At 65.2% G+C, this 25,592-nt stretch carries 20 protein-coding genes; 13 read left to right on the top strand and 7 right to left on the bottom strand.

All coding sequences use genetic code 11. The features are described 5' to 3' along the window. Positions 1 to 185 precede the first annotated feature (185 nt). Positions 186 to 1,460, top strand: a complete 1,275-nt coding sequence (locus HPY64_14000) for a hypothetical protein (GenBank protein NPV68249.1) — start codon at positions 186 to 188, stop codon at positions 1,458 to 1,460. A 6-nt stretch (positions 1,461 to 1,466) separates the two neighbouring features. On the opposite strand, the gene HPY64_13995 is transcribed toward HPY64_14000, so the two are convergent. From HPY64_13995 to HPY64_13985, 3 genes are all read right to left on the bottom strand, one after another. Beyond that, on the bottom strand, positions 1,467 to 2,441 hold the full coding sequence (locus HPY64_13995) for a GNAT family N-acetyltransferase (protein ID NPV68248.1): 975 nt from the start codon (positions 2,439 to 2,441) through the stop codon (positions 1,467 to 1,469). Positions 2,442 to 2,542: 101 nt separating this feature from the next. Beyond that, positions 2,543 to 3,670, bottom strand: a complete 1,128-nt coding sequence (locus HPY64_13990; GenBank protein NPV68247.1) for a patatin-like phospholipase family protein — start codon at positions 3,668 to 3,670, stop codon at positions 2,543 to 2,545. 218 nt (positions 3,671 to 3,888) lie between these two features. Next, entirely contained in the window at positions 3,889 to 5,397 is a 1,509-nt protein-coding gene (locus HPY64_13985; GenBank protein ID NPV68246.1) for a hypothetical protein, read from the bottom strand. Between the two features lie 246 nt (positions 5,398 to 5,643). Here HPY64_13985 and HPY64_13980 point away from each other — a divergent pair, with 246 nt between their 5' ends. From HPY64_13980 to HPY64_13970, 3 genes are all read left to right on the top strand, one after another. Further along, positions 5,644 to 6,948, top strand: a complete 1,305-nt coding sequence (locus HPY64_13980; protein NPV68245.1) for an AI-2E family transporter — start codon at positions 5,644 to 5,646, stop codon at positions 6,946 to 6,948. Positions 6,949 to 7,135: 187 nt separating this feature from the next. Beyond that, entirely contained in the window at positions 7,136 to 8,068 is a 933-nt protein-coding gene (locus HPY64_13975; protein ID NPV68244.1) for a hypothetical protein, read from the top strand. Between the two features lie 22 nt (positions 8,069 to 8,090). After that, the gene (locus HPY64_13970) at positions 8,091 to 8,951 is read left to right on the top strand and encodes a M23 family metallopeptidase (protein ID NPV68243.1); all 861 of its coding nucleotides are present in this window, start codon (positions 8,091 to 8,093) and stop codon (positions 8,949 to 8,951) included. Positions 8,952 to 8,968: 17 nt separating this feature from the next. Here the strand turns inward: HPY64_13970 and HPY64_13965 are convergent, their stop codons facing one another. Continuing rightward, positions 8,969 to 9,925 (bottom strand): NAD-dependent epimerase/dehydratase family protein, encoded by a 957-nt coding sequence (locus HPY64_13965; GenBank protein ID NPV68242.1) that lies wholly within the window; start codon positions 9,923 to 9,925, stop codon positions 8,969 to 8,971. A 145-nt stretch (positions 9,926 to 10,070) separates the two neighbouring features. On the opposite strand from HPY64_13965, the gene HPY64_13960 reads away from it, so the two are divergent. The 4 genes from HPY64_13960 (at position 10,071) to HPY64_13945 (ending at position 15,570) form a co-directional block, all read left to right on the top strand. Continuing rightward, positions 10,071 to 12,128 (top strand): CBS domain-containing protein, encoded by a 2,058-nt coding sequence (locus HPY64_13960; GenBank protein NPV68241.1) that lies wholly within the window; start codon positions 10,071 to 10,073, stop codon positions 12,126 to 12,128. Continuing rightward, positions 12,125 to 13,279: a glycosyltransferase family 4 protein gene (locus HPY64_13955; GenBank protein ID NPV68240.1), complete on the top strand. Its 1,155-nt coding sequence runs from the start codon at positions 12,125 to 12,127 to the stop codon at positions 13,277 to 13,279. Before HPY64_13960 ends, HPY64_13955 begins: the two co-directional genes overlap by 4 nt. Positions 13,280 to 13,336: 57 nt before the next feature. Beyond that, the gene (locus tag HPY64_13950; GenBank protein NPV68239.1) at positions 13,337 to 14,407 is read left to right on the top strand and encodes a glycosyltransferase family 4 protein; all 1,071 of its coding nucleotides are present in this window, start codon (positions 13,337 to 13,339) and stop codon (positions 14,405 to 14,407) included. Between the two features lie 83 nt (positions 14,408 to 14,490). Beyond that, entirely contained in the window at positions 14,491 to 15,570 is a 1,080-nt protein-coding gene (locus HPY64_13945; GenBank protein ID NPV68238.1) for a glycosyltransferase, read from the top strand. 16 nt (positions 15,571 to 15,586) lie between these two features. On the opposite strand, the gene HPY64_13940 is transcribed toward HPY64_13945, so the two are convergent. Then, entirely contained in the window at positions 15,587 to 16,780 is a 1,194-nt protein-coding gene (locus HPY64_13940) for a glycosyltransferase (GenBank protein NPV68237.1), read from the bottom strand. A 172-nt stretch (positions 16,781 to 16,952) separates the two neighbouring features. On the opposite strand from HPY64_13940, the gene HPY64_13935 reads away from it, so the two are divergent. The 4 genes from HPY64_13935 to HPY64_13920 all read left to right on the top strand — a co-directional run bounded on the left by HPY64_13935 (position 16,953) and on the right by HPY64_13920 (position 20,344). After that, on the top strand, positions 16,953 to 17,462 hold the full coding sequence (locus HPY64_13935) for a nucleoside deaminase (protein ID NPV68236.1): 510 nt from the start codon (positions 16,953 to 16,955) through the stop codon (positions 17,460 to 17,462). A 13-nt stretch (positions 17,463 to 17,475) separates the two neighbouring features. Next, entirely contained in the window at positions 17,476 to 18,189 is a 714-nt protein-coding gene (locus tag HPY64_13930; GenBank protein NPV68235.1) for a nucleotidyltransferase domain-containing protein, read from the top strand. A gap of 55 nt (positions 18,190 to 18,244) precedes the next feature. Then, complete coding sequence (locus HPY64_13925) at positions 18,245 to 18,706, top strand: YbhB/YbcL family Raf kinase inhibitor-like protein (GenBank protein ID NPV68234.1); 462 nt, start codon at positions 18,245 to 18,247, stop codon at positions 18,704 to 18,706. A 471-nt stretch (positions 18,707 to 19,177) separates the two neighbouring features. Next, complete coding sequence (locus HPY64_13920; protein NPV68233.1) at positions 19,178 to 20,344, top strand: radical SAM protein; 1,167 nt, start codon at positions 19,178 to 19,180, stop codon at positions 20,342 to 20,344. 19 nt (positions 20,345 to 20,363) lie between these two features. Here the strand turns inward: HPY64_13920 and HPY64_13915 are convergent, their stop codons facing one another. Both HPY64_13915 and HPY64_13910 read right to left on the bottom strand, forming a co-directional pair. Further along, positions 20,364 to 22,433: a hypothetical protein gene (locus HPY64_13915; GenBank protein ID NPV68232.1), complete on the bottom strand. Its 2,070-nt coding sequence runs from the start codon at positions 22,431 to 22,433 to the stop codon at positions 20,364 to 20,366. A gap of 45 nt (positions 22,434 to 22,478) precedes the next feature. Beyond that, a complete protein-coding gene (locus HPY64_13910; GenBank protein ID NPV68231.1) occupies positions 22,479 to 23,315 on the bottom strand; it encodes a hypothetical protein in 837 nt (278 codons plus the stop codon). A gap of 378 nt (positions 23,316 to 23,693) precedes the next feature. Here HPY64_13910 and HPY64_13905 point away from each other — a divergent pair, with 378 nt between their 5' ends. Continuing rightward, positions 23,694 to 25,568, top strand: coding sequence for a family 20 glycosylhydrolase (locus HPY64_13905; protein NPV68230.1), 1,875 nt, complete (start codon positions 23,694 to 23,696; stop codon positions 25,566 to 25,568). Positions 25,569 to 25,592 lie beyond the last annotated feature (24 nt).

Raw genomic sequence — 25,592 nt, 5'->3', positions numbered from 1 at the left:
GATGGTCATTGCGCGGGTCTTCCAGGTCTGCAAAGTATGCGAGCAAGCTCGTTTCGGGTAGCATGGCAGCCTCCTTGTCGTTTGGCTGCCATTGTCCTACATTAGAGTTTCACATGCGATTGCCCTACCCGGCGTGGTATGATTGACGCCCGTCGATCATCTTCCCGACCGGCAAGGATTGCTTTATGCGCGTGCTGCACGCTATCGCCCGCCGGGCCGCACCCCTGGCACTGCTGGTATTCCTGGCCGCCTGTGGCGTGGACCCCGATTCCGCCCCAACGCTGACCCCCGATCCGGCGCTACCGGCCACCGCTGCGGCGCTCTTCCCATCCCCGATTCCTACCGCCGCGCCTACGCTCACGCCGCTGGCTGTTGCAGATTCCGCCGCGGCGATCGCCCGGCTGGTGGATGCCCTGCAGAGCGCCGTGCTGCGGCGCGACCGCGCCGCCTACCTGGCCCTGGTCGATCTTTCCGACCCGATCTTTGCTCTGGAACAGCGCCGCTGGGTTGATGACTGGGCTGCGCCAGGCGTGGTCCTGCGCTTCACCCTGGCGATCCGCAACCTGACACTGGCCGCCGATGGTCAGACGGCCAGCGCCAGCTTCTCCATGACCTGGAGCACCCTGGCCGACCTCCAGACCAGCCGGGGCGCGGATTTCCCGGCTCGTTTCACGCGGGGGGCGGATGGCCAGTGGCGCTACGCCGGGGAGGGCTGGGCGGCGGCGCTTGAAGCCGGGCCATTGCTGGTGCGGGCCTTGCCCGGCCTGGAAGCACCCGCCGCAGCGGTCGCGGCCTTCCTGCCGGACATTTACGCGCAGGTGACGCAGACACTGGATCATGTACCCGCCGGGCCGCTGGAAGTCAAGCTCTATGACCATCCCTGGGCGCTGATCGCCACCACCCGGTTGAGTCTCACGGCGGCGACTGACGGCTGGAGCATGCCGGGTGAGGCGATCAAGATCGTGGTTGCGGACTCTGACGAAGCAGCGGGCGCTGGCGGAACAGCGGGCGCTGGCGGAACAGCGGGCGCTGATGAGGCGACGCTCGCCTATCTCCTGGCTCGCTACACCCTGCTTGACCTGGCCGCGGGGGCTTCCGGCACTCTCCCGGTCTGGGCGCTGGAGGGAGCGGCTGAAGCTGTCGCGGCCCGTTACCGGACGCAGGCTGACCGCAACGCTCGCCTTCTCCAGTTACAGGAGCGTCGCCGGGCCGGAGGCCTGGCGGCCTGGGATAGCCTGGCCGCCCCCGGCCCGCTGGCGGCGGACCTGAGCGATCTCGCCCGGTTGCAGGGATACGCGCTGCTGGCTTACGTCAGCGAAACCTACGGACAGGCGGCATGCAATGCCTGGTTGCGCACCCTGGCTGGCACGTCACCGGAGGAAGCGACGCCATCCGCGCTGGGCATGCGCTTTGCTGACCTCAATGAGAACTTCCTGGCCTGGCTGGACAGCCGCTTCTAGCCGCCCCTACCCGCGCAGGCGCAGGCGGGTGATCCGCGCATCCTGGAAGCCGCTGGCGTGGTAGAAGGCACGGGCGACGGCGCTGGCCTGCTCCGTATTGACGTAAATCTGGCTCATATTCAGCAGGTCAGCCTGGCGCAGGGTGGCTTCCAGCAATGCCGCGCCCACGCCCTGCCGCCGGTAAGCCTGGTCGACAACCATGGCATCGATCCAGCCGATCGGGCTGGTCAGGGTTGGGACGCGGGACAGGGCCACAAAGCCGATCACCTGCCGGTCAGGGCCATAAGTTTCCGCGACAAACAGGAGCAGAGAAGGGTCTTCGCGGACACGCTGGGTGACGGCGCGGGCCAGGTCTGGCTCCGGTGTGATCCGGCCTGGAATCTGCGCGGCCAGCGCCAGCATGCGGTCGACGTCATCCGGCAGTGCGGCGCGGATGTAGAAGCCGTCCCGTTCGACGGTGTGGTAGGTCTGCCAGTGGACGCTCTGGCGGGCCTGCCAGCGGGCCAGCGCCTGGCGATGGGTGCGGAAGGGCAGGTCCGGGAAGGAATCCGGCAGGAAGACGCGCACCTCCGCCGCGTCGTCGCCGGCGCCCAGCCGCCCGCCGACGGGCCGGGCGCGGTAGAAGACGATGATCCCGCTGGTAGGCGGCCCATCGGGGAAGGAGAAGACCCCCACCATATCGCGCAGGGTGACCTCCAGGCCGGTTTCTTCCCGCGCCTCGCGGATGGCCGCCTCCTCTACGCTTTCGTCGGCTTCTACAAAACCGCTGGGCAGCGCCCAGTGACCGGCCTTGGGCGGCTGGCCGCGCTTGACCATGACCAGCCCGCCATCCTTCTCAATCAACAGGCCCACCGCCGGAATGGGGTTCTGGTAGTGGACAAAACCGCACTCCGGGCAGACGGGGCGCTGTCGTCCGGCCATCTCCCGCACCACCAGCGTGGTACCGCAATTGGGGCAATAAACGGGGGCCGCTTGGCTCATCCCTCTCTCCCTGACAGGCCGGCTGCCTTGCCCCTGATTATAGACTCGCCGGGCCGCTTTTTCCTATTGCTTCCAGTATGGATTGCCGTTTCTGAGGTGGTTTACGCCGATGTATTACCCCAGGCCGCCGCATCGTAGCCACGTAATGGCCGCTGCCCGCCGGAAGCGAAGGCGTGCATGGTGATATCAGCTACTTCAAAGCCGTGCCGGAACAGCCGCTCGAATTCCTCAGGCGTGATCCGGCGCAGGGTCGATTCCATCGTCGCCGCCAGGCGGACCTCGCCCTCCGGCAGGTAGCGCGGTGCGATGGCCGGTATCTCCGCTGCCCGGCCTGCTTTTTCCAGCAGGTAGGCGGCGGAGTTATCGATCTGGAAGAAGCTGCCGGGGTTACCGGCCTGCAGATGGGCCACCACCATCCGTGCCCGCAGGGCGCGTACCTGGTTGGTCGCCAGGCTGATCAGGCGGTAGGCGGACTTGAAGAAACGGTAACGTTCGCCGCCGGGCACGGCCCCCGCGTCGCTGGTGAGCAGGAATTGCACGTTGTAGCGGTAGCCCTGGCCGGGCTTGAACAGCGCTTCAACACCCAGGTTCTCGTACACGCCGCCGTCCCACAGGTGAACACGGGTGTGCAGCGGCGGGCGGGGCGCCGTCTCGCTGCCGGAAGTCCAGACATAGCGTCGCGTGTCCAGGGTTAGCGGGCCGATGAAGCCGGGGAACGCGCCGGAAGCGGCCATGGCTGCAGCCAGCGGAAAATCCGGGTCGCGGCTGTAGCCGAAGAGGTAGTCGCCCATCCGATCCGGGGCGAAGCGCCAGTTGACGCCGGTCTCATAACAGGTGGCGTTGATCAGCCAGTAAGGGGCGCGGGGGAGTTCGCGCAGCGACGTTCTGACACCCCACAGTTCCTCGATCAGCCGGGCAATGTCACCCGCCCTGGGCCGCAGCAGGCTCAGCGGCGCACGCAGCAAGCGACCGAGGTAGGTACCCTGGAGGTCCTGCGTGGTCAGGATGTGCCGGGCGCGGGGCACAACGGTCGCCCGGTATTCGGCGCTGGTCGGCCAGCGATAGCTGTTGGCAGCGTAGACCAGCCCGATTCCCAGGCTACCGCCTGAGACAGTTGAGAGCGCTACAACCTGTTCCAGCAAAGATTCATCCGCCAGGCGGGCCAGCACCCCCAGGTGAAAGACCAGGGCGCGCACACCGCCGCCGGAGAGCGCGAGTCCGATGTTCATATGCGTTTCCCCTCACAACAATACTATCCGATGTTTACCGGCCCACTGGCGGGGCCGGGACTGCGCAGGCTTCATTATAAGTGTTCATGCGGAAGTACGCGCGGCGCTACTGTACGCCATCTTCAGACAATTTGGTCCCCGGAAGAACCCCGTTGCTGTCCCCGCTTGCCCTCTTTGGTTTCTGATTGCTCGCTGGCTTACCGGTGTTACGCGGCGCTCTACGAGCCGGGGCGGAATTCCCAGATCTGCAGGCTGCTGCCATGGTCCTTGGGGTATTCCCAGATCAGCGTTCCCTGCGCCAGCAGATCGACAAGGCTTCGGCCTGGCCAGATGGTATAGGCGCCTTCCGCCACCGGCGAAAGGACAAGAAAGGTACGCCCCTGAGCCGCACGCTCCTGCACAATGGCCGCCAGTTCCGGCCAGCTGGGATCAAGCGCCTCCAGGCGTACATTGCCGGATGGCGGCAGAACCAGCCGAAGACCCAGGAACGAAGAGCTTAGCGAGGAGATATGCAGTACGGTAACACCCCCTGGCTCGCTGGCGGCCTGCTCCTGAATGAAGCGGGCAGCTTCGTCCAGGCCGGTGCCGGAGGGCCAGCCGGTGATATATTGCCAGCGGACACGCTCCGGCAGGGGAGCGCTGGCTGGATCAACGGCGATCAAAGCGTTGAGCGTTAGCGGCCAGGCGGCCAGTAACGCCAGCCCGCCGGCCAGGACGGCCGTCCGCACCGGGCGGGAGGTCAAAGTGTGGGTGATCCGCTCTCCAGTCGCGTTGAGGAAACGTCCGCACAGCACGATCAGCGGTCCCAGGGCCGGGAGCAGATAACGCGGATACAGCACGCCAGCCCCAACTACGTAGGGCAGGATGAATAGCGCCAGCAGCGCCAGCAAGAAGATATCCGCTCGCTGGCGGCTCAGCGCCGCCCGGCCCGCCGCCAGCACGGCGACTATGGCAAACGGTGGCGTGAGCAGCATCCAGGCCCATTCTGCCATCTGCTCCAGGTTGGCCAGCGGCGCGGGTTCGGCCAGCTTTTCGGCGAACTGCGTCGCGGCGAATTCCCGTGCCCGCAGAGCCAGGTAAACCACTGCCGCGCTGATCAGAGCCGGGAGGATGCGGGGGATGACCGCCCGCCACCGCCGCACGGGGATGAGAATCCCCACACCGAGGATCGGTACGGCGACATACAACGCACCGGTGAGCTTGGCCAGCATCGCCGCGATCAGGGCGAGGGTCAGCAGGATGGCACCGCCGGAACGGTATGCATGCAGGATGTCCAGCGTCAACAACACCCCGAGCAGCCCGAACAGGATCATGCTATGGTCGGTCAGTGCCAGCCGGTCGTAGAAAAAGGTGTAGGGCAGCAAGACGTAGATCAGCCCGGCCAGCAGACCGTCGCGGCGGGTGCCCAGCCGCGCCCCGATACTGATGATCAGCAACAGCGACCCCAGGCTCAGAATCACGGCGCACAGCCTCGCCGCCAGCAACGGCGGCAGCGGCAGGCCGCCCACAAAGCCAGCCATGATCACAATCGAGAGCCATTTGCCGTCAACCCAGCCACCAGCCAGATTCTCCTGTGCCCAGAAGATATGTGCGCCCTCGTCCACAAATACCGGCAGGCGCGTTAGCAGCGGCAGGCGCATCAGCAGGAATGCCAGCGCCAGGGCGACCGCCAGCCAGATACAGGCAGTTCGCTGCGATTCGTTTTGCCGCCTCCGCTGAATTCCCATAGACCCTTTCTCCATAAAACACAGCACCGCCTGTAGCACTGACCCGATAATGCGTGGCAGCCTGCCACAAGAGAATCCGGTGTTTACCAGCCCACTGGGGGGCCGGGATTGCGCAGGCTTCATTATAGGTGTTCATGCGGAAGTACGCGCGGCGACAGTTGTGAGGCTGGCGATCCGGGGTAGAATCGAGGGCCAGCGGGCGGAGCAGCCCACCGCCAATCCCTGCCGCCCGGAGGAACGCAGACTGTGACAACCCCTGAATCCTCAACCCCGCCAGCAGCAAACCCTGATCCGCCAGCTGCCGGTTACGTTGTGCCCCAGTGGGACCGCACCACGCGGCTGGTGGTCGTCATCTTCCTGATCATCGCTGCCGTCTATGCTCTGACGCTGATCGCGCCGGTGATGCAGCTGGTGATCTTCTCCCTGTTGATCGCCTTCCTGATTCACGGCCCGGCCCGCGCCCTGACCCGCCGGTTGCCGATCTCCTGGCCGCTGGCCATTGTGCTGCTGTACATCCTGCTCATCCTGGCGATCCTGGGCAGCCTGCTGGTCGTCATCCCGCCGGTGGTCAGCGGCGTCAACACCCTGGTTCTGGAAGGCGTGGATGCCTACGAGAATCTCAAGGACACGCTGCGCAACTACACGCCGGAGATGGGCGTGATCGATATCCTGGGTTTCCGCGTGGACATTAATTCGATCGCTGTGCCACTGCGCCAGTTCATCCTGGGTAGCGAGCTGGCCGCCGGCCCGGCGGAGGAAACTGCCCCGGCGGACGCGGAGACCGTCGATGCCGTTACCGGAGAAACGTTGCTGGAACCGATCAGCTTCGACCAGTTGCTGGATGGCATTTCCAGCGTGGCCGGGCAGGTCACCGGCACGGTGACTTCGGCCATCACCACCGTCACTGGCTTTTTCGGCGCGTTGCTGCTGGCGCTGTTCGTCTCGTTCCTGATCCTGCTGGACTGGCCGCGCACGCGGGAAGCGGCCATCAACTGGGTCGCACCCGGCTACCGGCGCGAATTCCGGCTGCTGGCCCGTGAAATCGCCCGGGTCTGGAACGGCTTCTTCCGTGGCCAGGTGACCATCGGCGCGATCATCGGCCTGGTAACGTGGCTGCAGCTGATGCTGATGGGCATCGAAGGGGCCGAGATTCTGGCGCTCTTCACCGCTCTGATCTCCCTGATCCCGACGCTGGGCGGCTTCATCAGCCTGGTGCCGCTGTCGCTGGTCCCGCTGTTGCGTGGCTCAACCGTTTTTGTCGATATGCCCTATGGGCTGGTGGCGCTGCTGGTGATCGGGGTGAATATGGTGCTGACCCAGGTCATCTGGAATGTGGCCGCGCCGTTGATCCTGGGGGACGCCCTGGATTTACCCCTGCCGGTGATCATCATTGGCGTGCTGATCGGCGCGGCGGTTGGTGGGGTGCTGGGTGCGTTTCTGGTGGCTCCCTTTATGAGCACCATCCGCGTGATCGTTGACTACCTGCTGCATAAAATCCGTGCGGAAGACCCCTTCCCGCCGGAGACGCTGCCGCCACCCCACCCGGTTTGAGAAGCACAGCGATGCCGGGGCAGGGCGACCGTTCCTGGCAGCGCATCGATGCGCCGCCAGAAACTGAGCCTCCTGAGGTTCCTGCAACCAGATCTGACGCCCCGCCCGGCGGGTGGCCCGGCGCGGATTGTGCGCTATACTCTGCGCCAGGCGCGGCAGGAGCCGCCAGAGGAGGACACAGGCCCCAATGAATCCCGGCGCGATCTGGAGCCAGGCTTGGCGTCTGGCGCGTCAACACTCCTGGCTGTGGCTGCCCGGTTTGTTTCTGGCCGGGCTGGGCAGCGGTAATGTCGACCTGACCCTGCCCGGCACGCTGAACACCGTCGGCGACAGGACGCTGGTCTATTCCGTCCCGGATGTGATGGGGATCGTCTTTCTCAGCGGGGTGCTGGCGGTAGGCGGCGTAGCCCTGTGGGTGGCGGGCGCGGTGGCGCGCGGCGCGCTGATTGTGGCCGTCGACCGCCTGGCTGATGACCAGCCGATCGATCTGGTCACGGCGCTGGACGCGGGCGTGGCTCATTTTGGTCGCCTGTTCCTGATCGGCCTGCCGGTCGCCATCCCGGCCCTGCTGCTGACGTTTGTGGCCTATACCGGCGCACTGGCCAGCCTCTCCGGCCCGGCGGGGACGACCTCGGAACTGGTGCTGACCGTATTGCTGCCCGTCTGCGGGCTGCTGGTGATCATGAGTCTGGGGCTGACACTCGTTCAGCACTTTGCCGATCGCGCTGCCGTGCTGGAGGACCTGGGTCCGCTGGCTGCGATCCGGGTCGGATGGAGTGAACTGATCACCCATGCCCGTCAGTTGCGGGGGACGATTGCCGGGTGGGTCGCTTTGACCATGCTGGTGCGTCTGCTGCTGACGTTGCCAACTACCGGCCTGATGCTGCCGGCGCTATTCTCGATGGTTGCTGGCGGGGGGCTGGCGATGCCGGGTCTGTTGTTGCTAGCCGTGGCCATGTTCCTGACGGTCATCCTGGTGTTGCTGCTGGCGGTGGCAAATGTGTTCATGTCCGCCCTGTGGACGCTGGTTTACCGCGCCTGCCGGGCCGCCCCGCCGGAAGCGCCTGTGACGCATCCTGAAGAGCCTGCGCCCCACGAACCGGCTGAGGAGCAGGCGTAGTCTGGGATGAGGAGTAGTGCCGGTGCGCATCTGGCTTAGGGGATTGCTGATTCTGATCATGCTGGCCGGGGCAATCCCGGCCGCCGCTGATGAGCCGCGCCTGACGGTCACGCCCGGCTTTTCCACGCTGGCGCAGGGGAAGGTCGGCCTGCTAACGGTGCAGGGCGTGGGCCTGGCCGGGGTGCGGGCGCGCTTCCTCAACCGCCTGATCGATTGTTACGAGCGCGATGAAGCCTGGTATTGCCTGCTGGCGGTCAACATGGAGCAGCAGCCCAACCCCTACCCGCTGGAAGTCTACGGCTGGTTTGACGATGGCACCCGCGAGACGTGGACGGGTCAGGTGACCGTGATCGCCACCGAGTTCATGCGCCAGGATGTGACAATCACCAACGACCTGGGTTACTTACTGGAGCCGGAAGTGGACCGCGCCGAGCGCGCCCGCCTGAGCGCGATCTTCAGCCGGGTGACGCCGGTGCACTACTGGCGCGGGCCGTTCGCCAAACCGCTGGAAGCGGAGTTCACCTCACCGTTCGGCGCATGGCGGCTATACAACGAGTCGCTGTGGGGGCGCCATACCGGCGCTGACCTGCGCGGTCCGGCGGGAACGCCGCTGCTGGCCCCGGCAGCCGGGCGTATTGCCCTGGCGGAACGGCTGGATGTGCGCGGCAACTATGTGCTGATCGATCACGGCCTGGGCGTCTATTCTGGCCTGGCTCACCTTTCCGAGATCTATGTCACCCGCGGGCAATACGTCCGCCAGGGGCAGGTAATCGGCATCAGTGGCAGCACCGGGCGCAGCAGCGGGCCGCACATCCACTGGGAGATTGCCGTCAACGGCGAATGGGTTGATCCGGCCCAGTTCCTGGAGGTCGCCGCACCCTGAGAGGGCAAGCCCGTCCCTCAGCGGACGCCGCGCACCCGCCGGTACCATTCCCAGGTACGCCCCAACCCCTCGCGCAACGGGACCCGGGGCGCGAAGTTCAACAACTCGCGGGCGCGGGTGTTGTCGCAGTAGGTGATCGGCGGCTCGCTGGGCGGCGCGGGGGCGTCCCTGGTCAGTGCCCGGCGGCCGGTCAGTTCCTCCAGCAGGGCCACAAAAGCCAGCATGGTCTCCGGTTCCCCGCAGCCCAGGTTGATGATCTGGTAACCCAGTGGTTGTTCCAGTGCAGCGCTCAGACCATCGACGATATCGTCAATGTAGGTCCAATCGCGGCGCATCTGCCCGCCGTTGTAGAGTGTGATCTCCCGCCCGTGGACGATTGCTTCCAGTACGCGCAGCGGCATCATGTCCGGGCGGCCATTCGGCCCGTAGACGTTGAACAGGCGCAGGAACGTCACGTTCAGACCGAACAGGTGAAAGAAGGTGTGGCCGATGATCTCCGCTGCCCGCTTGCTGGCGGGGTAGGCGGCCAGCGGGTGCAGGGCGGGCATGTCCTCGGTGAAGGGAACGGGTGAATCCGCCCCATAAACCGAGGAGGTTGAGGCGCATACCACCTGCTTGACACTGTGCTTGCGCGCCGCCTCCAGGACGTTGACCGTCCCCAGCACGTTGACTTCCGTATACAGCGGAGCCTGCTCAATGCTGGCCCGCACGTTAGCCATCGCCGCCAGGTGCAGGATATGCGTGATGCGATGATCGACGATCAACCGCTCAACGCGGGCGGCATCGCGCACGTCGGCCTCTACCACCACAACATTGCGGGTGGTCGTCAACGCGCGCACGTTGGCCCACTTGATGGCCGGGTCATAAGCGTTGTTGAAGTTATCCAGCAGGACAATACGTTCGGCCTGCGGCGCCATCCGGCGGGCCATATGGCTACCGATGAAGCCAGCCCCGCCGGTGATCATCAGGTTCATGGGGCTTGCCCCCTTTGGTATGCTTGATCAAACACCGGGGATTATAACCGTTCTGAAACTGTCGACCCATGTCAACTGCTCCACTGTAGCAAAAGTGTTATGATAGGCGCGATTTCAAAAGGCCTGGTGAATAGCAGGAAGAACCATGCTGCGCTGGTATACCCTATTTCAGGATGCTGGTCTGGCTAGGCTGGCCAGACGGCTGCGCACCTCTGAACATGGCGCGATTCTGGCCCTGGCCGCTGCCCTGGGGCTGGCTGTGGGTTTGGCCATCTGGTTGTTCCGGGAGGGGATACAGGTCTTTCATGAGTTGTTCGTCCTCTCCCTGGCGGAGACGGCACTGGCTGCGATCGTTGGCCCGGCGGCGATCGTCATCGCTCTGGCGCTGGCCGGGGCGATCGTCGGCCTGATTGTGGATCGCCTGGTCGGGGAAGAGCGCCATCACGGTGTGGCCGGGGTGCTGGAGGCGGTCACGCTGGCCGGTGGACATCTGCCTTACCGGCGGATGCCGGCTAAGGCGCTGGCTTCGGCGTTGTCGCTCGGCGCAGGCGCGTCAGTCGGCCCGGAAGACCCCAGCGTGCAGATCGGGGCGAATCTCGGTTCGTGGTTTGGGAGCCTGCTGCACCTGCGGGAGGAGCAGATGCGGCTGCTGGTCGCGGCGGGGGCGGCCAGCGCTATTGCCGCCGCATTCAAGGCGCCGATCGCCGGGGTGTTCTTCGCCCTGGAAGTGATCCTCAATGGCGCGTTCGAGACGCGCGCTTTCGGCGTGGTGGTGCTGGCGGCTGTGGTCTCGTCTGCTCTCACCGGGGCGATCGAACCGGCCCCGGAACTTGGTCGCTTCAACTATACGCTGGGCGGGCCGCTGGAAATCCCGCTGGTCATCCCCCTGGGCGCAGCACTGGCGCTGGTTTCTGTGCTGTTTATGCGTGTTGTCGACTGGCAGCATCAACTGTGGGGGCGCGTCCACCTGCCCCGCCCGGCCAGGACCGCGCTGGCCGGGGCGCTGGTCGGGCTGGTCGGCATTTTCTTACCGGAGATCATGGGGACCGGGCGCGAGACGATGCGGGCCATTCTCAGTGGGACAGGCAGCTTCCCGCTGGCGACCCTGGTGGCAATGGCTGGTTTCAAGGTTCTGCTGACGGCGGTTAGCCTGGGCGGCGGCTTCGTCGGTGGCATCTTCGCGCCGTCGCTATTCGTCGGGACGGTACTGGGCAGCCTGTACGGGCAGTTGGTCAACACCCTGTTACCTGTCACCACCATTGGCGATCCGCAAGCCTACGCCATCGCCGGTATGGCGGCGGCGATGGGAGGGGTGGTGCGTGCGCCGATTACGGCCATCATGCTCGTTTTTGAGTTGACAAATGACTACCGGTTAATCCTGCCGATCATGCTCGTCACCGTGTCCTGTGTCTTTCTGACGGAGCGTTTTGAGCCGTTTGGCATCTACACGCGGGCATTGCTGCGCAAAGGGGTGCGCCTGCCACAGGGTCGTGATATCGATTTGATGCAGGGGATGACTATCGGGGAAGTGATGCGCACGCCCGCCCCGACAATCACCGAAGAGGCCAGCCTGCTGGCGTTGCGGGATGCGCTGCGTCAGCATGGGGGGCATGCTCTATGTGTGGTGGATGGCGATGGTTTGCTGTGCGGCATTGTCACCCTGTCGGATTTGCAGCGAGCCTACAGCCAGGCTAGAGATCAGGTGCTGACGGTCGGAGATATTTGTACCCGCGAGGTGGCAACAGTCAGCCCGGATGCCCCGTTGTGGACGGCAGTGCGGATGATGGGCACGCGCGGCGTCGGAAGCGTGCCGGTTGTCCGGCCTGGCACACGTGAGGTCGTCGGGTTGATCGCCCGGAGTGATATCATGCGGGCCTATAACATCGCCATCGCCCGCAAGCTGGAAGATCAGCATCTGGCGGAGCGCATCCGCCTCAATACCCTGACCGGTGCGCATGTCTTTGAGCTTTACCTGGAACCGGGGGCGCCGATTGCCGGTCGGCGCATCTGTGAGGTGATCTGGCCGCCGGAGAGTATCGTGGCCGCTATTCGACGGGAAGGCCGCCTGGTCGTCCCCCACGGCAACACGGAATTGCGGGCGGGGGATGTCATCACTGTCGTTGGCAGCCCATCCGTCAGCGGTGAGCTGGCTGCGTTGGCCCATGCGGCGGGCATCCGCCGATCAGGAGATGAACAAACTTGAACGTGCTCATGATCAGCCTGAGCGATGATGTGCTGGACGGGCTGCAGAGCGAAGTCTACCGGCGTCATGAGCGTTACGGGGAGGTCGCTGGCCACCTGACGATGATTGTCTATACTACCCGTCGTCCAGTGGTCAGCCCGATCTTCTCCCCTCAGCTGTCTGTGCACCCGGTCGGCGGCAGCCGCGCGCTGTTCGTGGTCCGCGCCGTCTGGACAGGGCTGCGGCGCGCCCGCCGCCCGGTTGATCTGATCACCGCCCAGGACCCTTTCGGCACCGGTCTGACCGGGGTGATCCTGAGCTGGCTGCTGAAGGCTCCGCTGCTTGTCCAGAATCACAGCGCCTTCTTCGATAACCCTTACTGGATCGCCGAGCGCCCGCGTCGCCACGCGATCTTCAACCGGCTGGGCAAATGGGTGATCCGCCGGGCAGCGATGAACCGCGTGGTCAACGAGGCCGAACGCGATAAATACCTGGCGCTGGGCATTCCCCCGGAGCGTGTGCGTGTCATCCCGCTGGCGGATCCGGCCCCGTTTGCTGCGCCTGTCCCGGCGGAGCAGATCGCGGCGCAACGCGCGACCTGGGGGCTGACCGCCGATCATCGTGTTGTCCTGTGGGTGGGGCGGATGGTGCGCCTTAAGCGCCTGCCGGTGTTGCTGGATGCCATGCGCCTGGTGGCCGACGCCGAACCGAAGGCGCGCCTGGTGCTGGTCGGTGATACTGCCGCCGCTGAGGAGGACATCCCGGCAGAGATCGCACGGCGAAACCTGGGAGATCGCGTTATCCTGACGGGCCGGATTCCCTTTGACCGGCTCCCGGCTGTCTATCGGGCGGCAGACGTTTACGCGCTCACCAGCGTCTACGAAGGAGTACCTCGCGTGCTGCAGGAGGCCGGGGCAGCAGGTCTGCCGCTTGTGGCTATGGAGTCGGCGGGCGCGCGGGCGGTCGTGGTCGATGGCGAGAACGGCTACCTCATCCCCCAGGGCGACGTGGAAACCTTTGCCCGGCGCGTGCTGGCGCTGCTGCGCGCCCCGGAACAAGCCCGGGCGATGGGTGAGCGCGGGCGTGCCCTGGTGCTGGCGCGGTTTGATTCAACGCGGTTATTTGAGGAGTGGATGGCCTGCTGGCGGGAGACCGCAGGCATCGGCAGGTAGGCAAACTGGGCGCTGGCGTGCTATGATCGGGCGCATTCGCAGGAATATGGGGGGCTTGTGGCGCGATCGTTGCGGGTTCTGATGATGACCCAGGTGCTTGACCGGCACGACCAGGTGCTGAGCTTCACCCATGACTGGGTGGCAGCGCTGGCGGCGCGGGTGGAGCGACTGGTGGTTATGCCAGTCCGGGCAGGGGATTACAGCCTGCCGGGTAATGTGGTCGTCGAATCGCTGGGCAAGGAGCGCGGCCTGGGCCGACCGGGCCGCGCTGCGGCGTTTCTCCGCACCCTGGAACGTCACATCCGCGAGGTTGATGTGCTCTTTGCCCACATGATTCCGCGCTATGTCCTGACGGCAGCGCCGCTGGCCGCCCTCTACCGGAAGCCGATCACACTGTGGTATACCCACCGCGAGGCCAGCCTGGAACTGCGTCTGGCCGTCCCGTTGACCCGCCATATCGCCACCGCTCACCCCTCCAGCTTTCCCATCGCCAGCCCGAAGGTGCACGCCCTGGGGCACGGGATCAACACCGCTGCCTTTCAGCCAGCGCCCGCCCCGCCGGATGACCCACCGCTGATCGTCAGCCTGGCGCGGCTTTCCCCGATCAAACGCCACGAGACGCTGATCCGCGCCGCGGCTATCTTGCGCGATCGTTATGGCGATCCTCCCGCCCGCTACGCCATTGCTGGTGGGACGCTCCCCGGCCAGCCTGCGGATTACGCCGATTTCCTGCGGCGGGAAGTCGACCGGCTGCGCGTCGGCGACCGGGTGACCCTGTGGGGGCCGATTCCCGCCGAAGGTGTGCGGGGCGTCTTTCATGAGGCCAGCCTGGCCTTTAATGGCAGCCCGCCAGGCCTGTTCGACAAGGTGGTGCTGGAGGGTTTGCTGTGCGCCGTGCCGACGGTGGTCGCCAACCCGGCCTTTGATGACCTGCTCGGCGAGTACAGCGATCACCTGCGCATCCCCGATGGCAGCGACGCCGAAGCGCTGGCTGCCCGTCTGAACGCCCTGCTCAGGCTAACAGCCGAGGAACGACGGGCCATTGGCCTGACCCTGAGCGCGCGCGTCGCCGCTGCCCACAGCCTGGATAGATTGATGGACCGCCTGGTGGCGTTGATGGCCTCCTGAGCGCGTCGCCTGCGGCAGGTAACCCACCGCTGTTCGTCGGTGATGGGTATGATGAGGCAGAGACTGGGGACGATAACGGATTGATGAGCCAGCGATCCGTCTGCTATCTTGGCGCTTTTGATCCTGCTGCCACCCGCAACCGCGTTATCCGCGCCGGGCTGGAAGCGCGCGGCTGGAAGGTCTCGATAGCCCCGCTGCCCACCGGCCTCAACCTGCGCCAGTCCCTGCCGGTTCTATGGCGAACCATGCGGCGGGAAGCCCGCGAATGCGACGCCTTGATCGTGGCTGAATATAACCAGTTACTCGCCCCGCTGGCCGTGGCGTTAGGGCGGCTACTGGGCAAGCCCGTGCTGGTCGATTACATCGTCGGGCTGTATGAATCGCGTGTGGTGGATAGCAACGTCCGGGAGCGTCGCTGGCGCAGCCGCGCCTACCGGGCGCTGGACGCCTGGAACCTGGCAACGGCGGCAGGCGTCTTCACGGATACCAACTGCCACAAAACGGCCTTCCTGGAGCAGATCGGCGCACCGGCGCGGCGGCTGGCCGTCGTCCCGGTAGGAGTTGGCCCGGAATGGTTGTCTGCCGTCCCGCCTGTCGAAAAAGGGCCGGACGAGCCGCTGCTGGTGCAGTTCTACGGCAACTTCAACCCCTTTCATGGCACAGAGGTGATCCTGCGGGCGCTGAGCTGGCTCAACACGGATGAGCGCTTTCGCTTTGAGATGATCGGGCGCGGGCCACGCCACGCCGCCGCCATCGAGCGCGCTCACCTGCTGGGTATCCAGCGGCTGGACTTCATTGAGCCACCGGCTCTATCCGACCTGATCCCGATGGTGGCGCGGGCCGATATCTGCCTGGGTGTCTTTGCCCGGCGCACCAAGACGGATTATGTGGTACCACACCGCATTCTGGAATGCCTGGCGCTGGAGAAGCCGTTGATCACCGCTGAGTCGGCAGCCATCCGCGAATACTTCGCCCCGGGGGAAGACCTGATCACCGTCCCGCCGAGCAATCCCGGCGACCTGGCCCGCATGATCCGCCGCCTGGCGGAAGACCCTGCCCTGCGTGAGCGCCTGGCCGTGACCGGCGCCAGAACAGTGCGCCGCCATTACACGCCGGAACAGGCCGTTGCGCCGTTGGTCGCCCTGTTGGAACGGGTGACGTAACGGCGTCAGCCCTGGTTTACAGGTACTGGCGGATGATTGCAACCAGCGCCTGCGCCCGGTGACGATAAGTGTGCTCTTTGAGGAAGCGTGCTCGCGCCGCCGCCCCGATCGCCGCCCGCGCTGCCTCGTGATCCAGCAGCCAGGCGATACGCTCTGTTGCTTCCTCCGCGCTGGCCAGGATGATCACTTCCTTTTCCGGCTCGAACCACGTTTCCAGCCCGCTGTAGGGGCTGGAAACCATGCACGCGCCCAGCGCGGCCAGCTCAAAGGGGCGGGCGTTGCTGCTGGCATAGACGCTGGCGTGGGCCTGGCGGGTGATCAGCAGGTTGATCCGGCTGCGGCAGGCGTACTGGCGTAGCTTGCTGAAGGAGAGGTAGGGCAACCGTTCGGCGCGGCCCAGATCACCCAGCGCTGTGCCGCGCACGGCAAAGCGCCGCTCCGGCAGCGCCCGCGACGGCTCCGCGATCATGGCCCGGATCCAGTCCTCGCGGTATTCCGCCCCGTGACCGTAGAAGAAGACATCGATGTCCTGCGGAACTTCCAGCGGCGACCAGATGTCCGGGTCGGCGGCGTAATGTAGGGTGTGGACATGGCGCGCCCCGAGGGCGGTCAGATGTTCCAGCGCCCCGACCGAGCTGCCCAGTACCGCCGTGTACTCGCCGGGGTCAGCCCCCTGGTAGATGCGGAAGCCGGTAGCGAAGCCCCTGAACTGCGGCAGGCTGGCCGGCAGGTCGCCATCGTAGAAGAACACCGGCTTGCCGTGCTTTGCGATCAGGTAGGCTGGCACGCCGGCCACGTGATTGAGCGGGATGGTCAGGAAGAGCAGGGCGTCGATGTCTGGCTGCTCAGTCAGCAGCCGGTCGAGTACCGCCCGCCAGCGGGGGGCGATCAGCGTTTGCGCCGCCCGGCGGATCAGGCGCTCGCTGAGCGATTCCGGTTGCCCGGCGGCGGGAGTCCTGACGGGTGGTGTCCCACTGATTCGCGGCAGGCGGTGGGCGGCATCGCGCAGCGCCTTGAACAGGTCGCCCTGGCGCTTGACCGGATTGGGGACGGCCTGCCACCACAGCGTTTCGATGGCCGGACCCTGATAGGTGGTCACGACCAGCTCAACGCCGATCTCATACAGTCCCTTGAGCAACTGCCACCACGACGGTGTGCTGCTGAACGGTTGCTGGAGATCGAGGGATGAGGCGACGATCAGGAGTTTCATGCGCGGTTTGTGCTATGATCAAGTATAAGAAAGAGCACGGTTCATACAGGCACTCTCACCACGATACTCTAACCGATCCCGCGCCAGTTGGGTAGGCCAGCGATAGTTCCTGTTTCTTTCCAGAATCCAGGGGATCGGCGTGCTCCAGACCGGGAAACAGGAGAAGACGACGATGACGACAAGCGCGGATGAGCACTTTCTGCGGCTGACGTTCAAGCTGGCTCTTAAAGCTCGCCAGCACGGGGCTGACCCATTCGGCGCAGTGCTGGTGCACGACGGCACCGTGGTGGCCCAGGATCGCGACCGCAGTGTTGAAGCTTCTGACCCGACCTACCATGCCGAACTGGCCGTGATCAGCGCCTACTGCCGGGAGAATCACGCTTTCTCTCTGGAGGGCTTTACCCTATACGCCAGCGTCGAGCCGTGCATGATGTGCGCCGGCGCGATCTACTGGGCGCGCATCTCCCGCGTGGTCTTCGGGGCGCCGCAGACCGTCCTCCAGCAGATGACGGGCGGCACACCCAAGCCATCCTGCGAGAGCATCCTGAACATGGGCGGCAAGCGGCGGGTGGAGGTTGTAGGGCCTCTCCTGCTGGATGAAGCCCTGGCCGTCTTTGAAGGCTACGTCTGGACGCCCCGCCTGGCCCGTCACCGCCAGCTCTTCGGGACTGGCCTGTCCTGAGGGAGGAAAGCCGATGACTCATCGCTCTGACGCCATGACCACAGCCACAGCTTTCATCGTCGTTCACTACCCGGATTGCCGGGCGGCTTTCCTGGCGGGGAGTGTGGTGCGCGGTGATCATACGCCGACCTCCGATCTGGATATTGTGGTCGTGACGGGCCACCCGGACGCCCCCTTCCGGGAATCGCTGTATTTTGGCGGCTGGCCGGTTGAGGCGTTTGTCCATACGCCGGAGTCGTTGCGCCGCTACTTCGCCAGTGATGTAGCGCGGCGGCGGCCTTCCCTGCCGATGATGTGTGTGGAGGGCGCCATTCTCTGTGACCGCGATGGGACAGCCGCACAAATTCGGGCGGAGGCGGAGTCGTTGCTGGCCGCCGGGCCACCCCCTCTGACGCCGGAGGAAACCGATAGTCTGCGCTACACCCTGACCGATTTGCTCGACGATTTACAGGGCGCTGCTGATAGCGGGGAACGGTACTTCATCGCAGCAGAGCTGGCCCAGCGCGCCGCCGAGTTCGTGCTGATCACCCACGGCCAGTGGGCGGGAACCGGCAAGTGGACTCTCCGCGCCCTGCGTCGCTACAACCCCACCCTGGCCGACCGTCTGGCCGACGCCCTGCGCGATCTGTATTGCCATCGGCGGGTTGACGCCCTGATCGCCTTTGTCGATGGCGCGTTGGCTCCTGCAGGCGGGCGGCTCTTTGCCGGTTTCAGGCAGCAAGGGTAAGTGTTTCCGGTCTCCAGAGTGCCAGGCCGGGAAGCTATAGAACAGGAGGGCGACCATGGCGTTTGAAATCACCAGCGCCGCGTTCGCCAGCGGCGCGACCATCCCATCCCGTTACACCTGCGATGGCGATGACCTCTCTCCCCCGCTGGCCTGGCAGGGCGCGCCGGCGGGCACGCGGGCCTTCGCGCTGATCTGTGATGATCCCGACGCCCCGGCGGGGACGTGGATCCACTGGGTGATCTACGACATTCCGGCTACAGAAACCGGGTTGGCCGAAGGGATACCGCCGCAGGAGACGCTGCCCGGCGGGGCCAGGCAGGGCGTCAATAGCTGGGGCCGTGTGGGCTACAACGGGCCGTGCCCGCCGCGGGGCACGCACCGCTATTTCTTCACCCTGTACGCCCTCAATACACTGCTCCAGCTGGGGCCGGGAGCGCGCCGCGACGACCTGCTGCGGGCATTGCGCGGGCATATCCTGGCGGAAACCCGGCTGATGGGCACCTATGCCCGGCGGTGAGCGAAAGGCGGCGCGATGCGAGTCGCGCCGCTACGGTTGTCCGGGCGTGTTTGTGGCGGCAATCTCTGCGTGTTCAGCTTGGCTTTGAGCCCCGGAAAAGCTTAGAAATTCGTGAATTTTGCCCATTTTTGCCTAAAGAACCCTTTTATGGTGAAATTTGGCACTTTAATTTCTTACGAACTCGTGCTATATTGTAGGCAGTTTCCCCTCTAAAGCTCCGGGCTGTGTGTTTCCCCCTCTTCACACGACCTGGAGCTTTACTTTTCAGCAGGCAATGGGGCAGCGGGTTGGCTTCCCGTTCTCCCGGCTTGTTTGCTCTACCACCTGCCTCTGGCCTTGTGTCTTCAGCCTCCCGGCCTCCCAACCCCTGACCTGCTCGCTGTCTGCCGCCATGCCGCCAGAGTTGACAAGGCCCCTGTTGCCTCTGCTGTCGCTATTGACCTCAGAACATAAGTTCGGTATTATAGATTTATGAACATTCACGTGGTCCCCGATACCCTGACCCGTCTGGCCCGGCTGGGCGCCATCACCGAGTTTGAGCCGGCGGGTGACGCCCCCTTGAGCGAGCGCCTGACGCTGCAAAGTCGCCCCGCGCCCGACCCTGAGTTGCTGCCCTGTGTCACCCATGTGACCACCCCTCAGGGTCTCAAGCCGGTCATGAAGACGATGATCACCACCGCCTGCGAGAAGAACTGCTTCTACTGCCCGTTCCGCGCCGGGCGGACACAGATGCGCCGCGAGACCTTTTCGCCGGATGAGCTGGCCGCCGCCTTCGACAGGCTGGTGCGGGCCGGGGTAGTGGAGGGCATCTTTCTCTCGTCAGGTATCATCAAGGGCGGCGCAGCGGTGCAGGATCGTATCCTCGATACGGGCGAGATCATCCGTCATAAGTACGGCTACCGGGGCTACATCCACCTCAAGATCATGCCCGGCGCGGAATACGACCAGGTCGTTCGCGCCATGCAGATTGCCGATCGCGTGTCGATCAACCTGGAAGCACCTACACCCGAACGGTTGCATGCCCTGGCCCCCCGTAAGGATTTCAGCGATGACCTGCTGCTACGCCTGCAGTGGGCGCAGCGCATCCGCCAATCGAACCCGGAGCGTCGCTGGGCCAGCAGCGTGACCCAGTTCGTGGTCGGCGCGGTGGGCGACACGGACCTGGAGTTGCTGAGTCTGAGCGCCCGCCTGTACCGCCAGCTTGGCCTGAAGCGGGCCTACTACTCTGGCTTTAGCCCGGTGATCGATACGCCTTTCGAGAACCTGCCGCCGACCGATCCCCAGCGCGAACGGCGGCTGTACCAGGCCAGCTTCCTGTTGCGTGATTACGGCTGGGATGTGGAGGAGCTACCCTTTGAAGGGGTGGGTAACCTGCGCCTCGATGTTGATCCCAAGCGCGCCTGGGCCGACGCCCATTTGCTGACCGCGCCAGTGGAGATCATGCGCGCCGACCGGGAGACGCTGCTACGCGTGCCAGGGATCGGGCCGAAAGGCGTGGAGCAACTGCTGCGCGCCCGGCGGCGTGGAACGATCCGCGATCTGGCTACGCTCAACCGGCTCGGTGTGCAGGCCAACCGCGCCGCCCCGTACATCCTCCTCGATGGTCACCGCCCGCCGGTGCAATTGCCGCTGTTCTAGGCCCGCTGCCCCTGATCGGTCAATCCCGCCAGCGGTACAGGATGTATTGTGCTGCTGCGCCATCGTTGCCGCCGCGCCACACTTCAACCAGGTGCCCGGTAACGAAGTCCTCCCAGGCGGCCCAGTCGGCAGCCGTGTAGAGAATGCTGTTCTCCCGCTCGAACGTCCGCCCGAATTCGTACACCAGCAGGTAATCCGCCGTTGCCCGCCACGCCGCCGCGATCGCTGCCGGGGAGCCATCGTCAACTGCCCGCCGCGCGTAGTACCAGCCGTCCATCAGCGAGTCGGGCCAGCAGTTTAGCCGGTCGCCGTCGCAGTAGAGGTAGCGCGGCTCCCAAAGGAAGCGTACCGTCGTCCCCTCCGGCAAGGTGTTGACCTGGCGCATGGCCCCATAGTGCCAGCCCAACGCGTGCTCCAGGTAACGCTCGCGATAGCCCGCCTCGCCAGAGAAGTAAATCTGTACGCCCTTGCGCCCCAGTGTCCGCAGGGCATCACCCACCGTGAAGATCAACGCCAGTGCCACTATCGCCCGTACAACGAAGCCAAGGTTGAGCGGCTTATCCGGCAGCCGCCGCAGCGACTCCAGAGCGATGCCGGCCACGACTGCCAGCGGACCGAACAGGTATAGCACCAGTCGCGTTTGCAGGCTGATGTACGACCCGAAGGCAGCGCTCAACACCCACGCTACTGTCACCGCCCCAACCACGATCAGGGCGCAGCGCACCGTCGCCCGCTCCGCCGCCGTGAGCTGCCGCCGGGTGAGCAGGAGCAGTGGTGTCAGCATTACGAACAGCGGGCCGATGTCAGTGTTGTATGTCCCGGCTCCTTCTACCCCCAGGACGCTGGCCGTCAGCGGCAGCAGCGGAAGTTGCCAGGCTCCGCCGCCGTAGATCAGCCCGGAACCGGGCTGGCTGTACCATGCCCGGCGGATTGCGTCCATCTCTCCACCATCGAAGAGCAGCGGGTAGAACGGGTTGCCGTACCACAGCGCATTGCGGATCAACCAGGGGGCCAGAATCGCCGCCGCGACCAGCCCGTAGAGCAGGCCGTAAGACAGGACGCTTCTCCAGGCTTCCCGCCGGGCTAACCACAGCACCAACAGCCCCAGCGCCGCGCCCAGCCATACCACAGTGTACTTGGTGCTCATGGCCAGACCCGCTGCTGCGCCCACCAGCAGGAGATAGCCCACCCCCCGCCGCGTCTCCGCGCCTTCCAGCTCGCCGGCGCGGCGCACCTCGTCCCACCGTTCCGCTGCGGAGACGGCCACGACAGCCAGCGCTACTGGCAACAGATCGGCGTAGGCGTAGGTCATCTCCAGCCAGATCGTCCGCCCGGCCAGGAGGACGCCTACTGCCGCCCAGCCCGCCGCTGGGCCGGATCGCCGGGCGGCATATCCGCCAGCTGCCAGTAACAGGCCGACGCCGACGATCCAGTGCAGCAGTGCGGCGCCGGTCAGCCGCCCGGTCAGCGCCAGCTGGCCGGCGTAAAGCGTATCGACCAGTTGTGAGAAGCCAAGGAAATGGTTGTGCTCAACAGCAGAGAAGCGGCTGTTGAGGACGTGCTGGGCCGCCCCTGCCAGATGATAGGTCAACACATCCCACATCGACGGTGGGAGCAGGGCCAGCAGGAAGGCGATCGCCAGCAGAATCAGAGCAATAAAGGCCAGGAACCGTCCCCACCGGTCGCGGGGCAGACCGCCACGCAGAAGGCCCTGCCAGTCTCCCGCCCAGGTTAGCGTTTCCCGCCGGGTCAGCGCCGCCACAGCCAGCAGCAACGCTGCCATGCTCAGCGGGCTGAGCGAGACCGCCCCGACGGCCAGGATCAACAGGGCGAGCGCTCCCAGCCCGATCAGCAGGGTCGTTGCCAGTCGTTCCGCCGGGCTGAGAAAGCTCAGGTCCAGGCGGGCCAGCAGGCGCGTCCCCAGCCCGCCTGCCAGCAGGGCGAACAGGGCAGCTACTGCCGCGTCCAGGATTGCCCCGCCGATCGCCTCGGCCAGCGGCGGAGTCAGGGGTTTATGCACCCAGTAGTACAGCCCCAGGACGAGCGCCAGCCAGAGTAGAGCCGCGCCAGTGGCAATGGCGCGGCGCATGGTTTTGCCTGTGGGATGAGCCATTTCCGGGATGTGCGGGCGCTGCTAGTACGTCAGCGAAGCCTTGCTGCGCGTCTTCTGCAGCGCCGATTCCGGCACTTCCCCCGCCAGCAGGGCCAGTGAGATATCGATCACCTCGTGGGCTTCCTCGGGCGTGGTCGTGCCGATGGTCACCATATCGCAGGGCCGCAGCGTGCTCCATACAAAAGCCAGGCCCACTACCGGCAGCAACCTGCCTGCCGCCAGCGGCTTGATGGTCATGACCGGCTTGCGAGCGTTCTTGATGATGCCCATTACCCAGTCCGCCTCGACCTGCATCAGGAAGCCCGCCGCATTGTAGAGCTGGATGTACGTTTCCACATCCGCGTCCTGCATATCGGCGTAGACGATCGCTTCCGGCATGTGGGTGGAAAGGCCGGGGATCATCTCCCGCTCGCGAATCAGGCGGGTGTAGTGATCGATGTCGCGGATGACGCGCGTCCGCCGGTCGATCAGAGCGTCGGTTACGCACTGGTGCGGCATGCATATCGTTGCGCCCAGCGCCTTCGCCCGGTCCAGTACCGGCTCCGGGTCCTCCGCCGGGTTGCCGCCGGGGGTGATGTTGAAGCTCGGCGTCAGGATGCGGATCATCTCCACACCGGTGGCATCTTCGGCGTCGCGGATGGCCTCCTCCAGCGGCTCGGAAAGCGGGGCCATGACCGCATTCACGCCGCGGGCCATAAACACTTTAAAGATAGCGGTCATGCGTTCGCGGGTCTGTAAATCTTTAATGAATTTATCTTTGGCCGGGCTGGAGTGGGAATAGCCCAGCAGCCAGTTGGTGCCGATGATCAGGCGGGGCAGGCTGACTCCGCCGACGGTTGTGCGTGGGAAATCGCTCATGGAGAACTCCCTGGGACAAAGATGAAGCCGGGCAAGTTTGACTTCGATTATAGGCCAGATCGGCGGGTACGCACACCATGCTTGAAGCGGGGTATCCTTTTCGGTTGAAACCGGGCGCAAGGCCGTTCGGCTGGCGTTACCCCCTGGCCGGAATCTATGCGCAGCGCAGCAGGGGTGAGACCCAGCGCACAACCAGTTCGCACCTCAACCGAATTCGATACACTGCCATGGAACGGGATCATGGCCGCCAGATCGCAGGTAGCTTCCGGCGGGCGCATCCTTCCCTGCTTTCCGCGCCCGACCTCCGCCCATTAACAGCAGAACACGGTATACTCTTGGCGGTGTGTCTGTTCGCCTGTGCACAACAGGGGGTTGCCCATGGTGCAAAGCCTGGTGCTGCTGCCCGCGCCGCAGCGGCTGAACTACCTGGAAGGCGCGTTGGAGCTGGAGCCGGGACGCTTTATCTGGTTGGCGGACGGGGTACCGCTGCCGATTGGGCGGGCGGTTCGGGCCGCCCTGGCTGTAGCCGGGCCACACTGGACTCTGACCGCCGCCCGTCTGGACGGCAGGCAGATCGGTGCTTCGATCCGCCTGGACCCGACGGCCGTCCTCAGGGCGCAGGGCTACACCCTCAGCATCACGCCGCAGGGTATTGAAATCGTCGCCCACGACCGGCCGGGCGCGTTCTACGCGGCCATGACCCTCACCCAGATCGCCCGCCAGATGGAAGACAACCGCCTGCCCTGCCTGCAGATCGAGGACTGGCCGGATTTCCCCAGCCGCGGCGTTATGCTGGATATCAGCCGCGACAAAGTCCCGACCATGGACACCCTTTATGGCCTGATCGACCGCCTGGCCAGCTGGAAGATCAACCAGCTACAGCTTTACACGGAGCATACCTTCGCCTACCGCAACCATACCGTTGTCTGGGCGGAAGCTTCCCCCATGACCGGCGAAGAAATCCTGGAGCTGGATGCCTTCTGCCGGGAGCGGTACATTGAACTGGTGCCCAACCAGAACTCCTTCGGCCACATGCTGCGCTGGCTCAAGCATCCGGCCTATGCCCACCTGGCCGAAGCGCCGAACGGCTTTACCTTCCCCTGGGGGCGGGTTTCCAGGGAGCCGTTCAGCCTGTGCCCGACCGATCCGGGTTCGCTGGCGCTGCTGGCGGAGTTGTACGAGGAGTTGCTGCCACACTTCAGCAGCCGCCAGTTCAACGTCGGGTGCGACGAAACCTGGGATGTCGGCCAGCCCGGCACGCGCAGCGAAGCGATCGCCCGCCAGAAGGGCGCTGGCCGGGTGTACCTGGATTTCCTGCGCCAGATCCACGATCTGGTTACCCGGCATGGGCGCACCATGCAGTTCTGGGGCGACATCATCATCAAGCACCCCGACCTGATCCCGGAACTGCCCGCCGACACGATTGCCCTCGAATGGGGCTACGAGGCGGATCATCCTTTTGATGAGCACGGCGCGGCCTTCGCTGCATCGGGCATCCCGTTCTATGTTTGTCCCGGCACGTCAAGCTGGCTGAGCATTGCCGGGCGGACGGCAAACGCGCTCGCCAACCTGTGGAGCGCCGCGGAAAACGGCCTCAAGCACGGCGCGATCGGCTATCTGAACACCGACTGGGGCGATTACGGCCACTGGCAGCCGTTGCCTGTCTCCTACCTGGGCTTTGCCTACGGCGCAGCGGTGAGCTGGGCAGCGGCGGCTAACCGCACCCTGGATGTGCCCGCCGCCCTGGATCACTTTGCCTTCCAGGATGAGGCGGGCGTGATGGGGCAGCTGGCTTACGATCTGGGCAATGTCTACCAGCTGGCCGGTGTGCTGGGCGATAACCGCTCGGCCCTGCACGGCCTGCTGATGCACGCTGATGTGCCGCTGGGCGAAACCTGGATGGCCGGCCTGAAGGCCGAAAACCTGGCCCGCGCTCAGGCAGCCATCGAGGAGATCATGCTGCGTCTGGACAGCGCGCAGATCATGGCTCTGGACGCCGACCTGATCATGGATGAGTTCGACCTGGCCGCCAACCTGTTGCTGCATGCCTGCAAGCTGGGTCAGGCGCAACTGGCCGCGCCGGGCCAGAAGGTGACCAACATTCCGGGTCGGCAGCGCAAGCGGCTGGCCGAGGAACTCGAACCGCTGCTGGATGAGTACCGGCGCATCTGGCTGGCCCGCAACCGGCCCGGCGGCCTGGCGGATAGTATCGCCCGGCTGGAGAAGTTGCTGGCGCTCTACCACCAGGCATAACACTAGCAGATGCACTGAGAAGAC

Source organism: Anaerolineae bacterium (genome assembly GCA_013178165.1).
Lineage (GTDB): Bacteria > Chloroflexota > Anaerolineae > Aggregatilineales > Ch27 > Ch27.
This window is presented reverse-complemented; position numbering and strand designations above follow the sequence as displayed.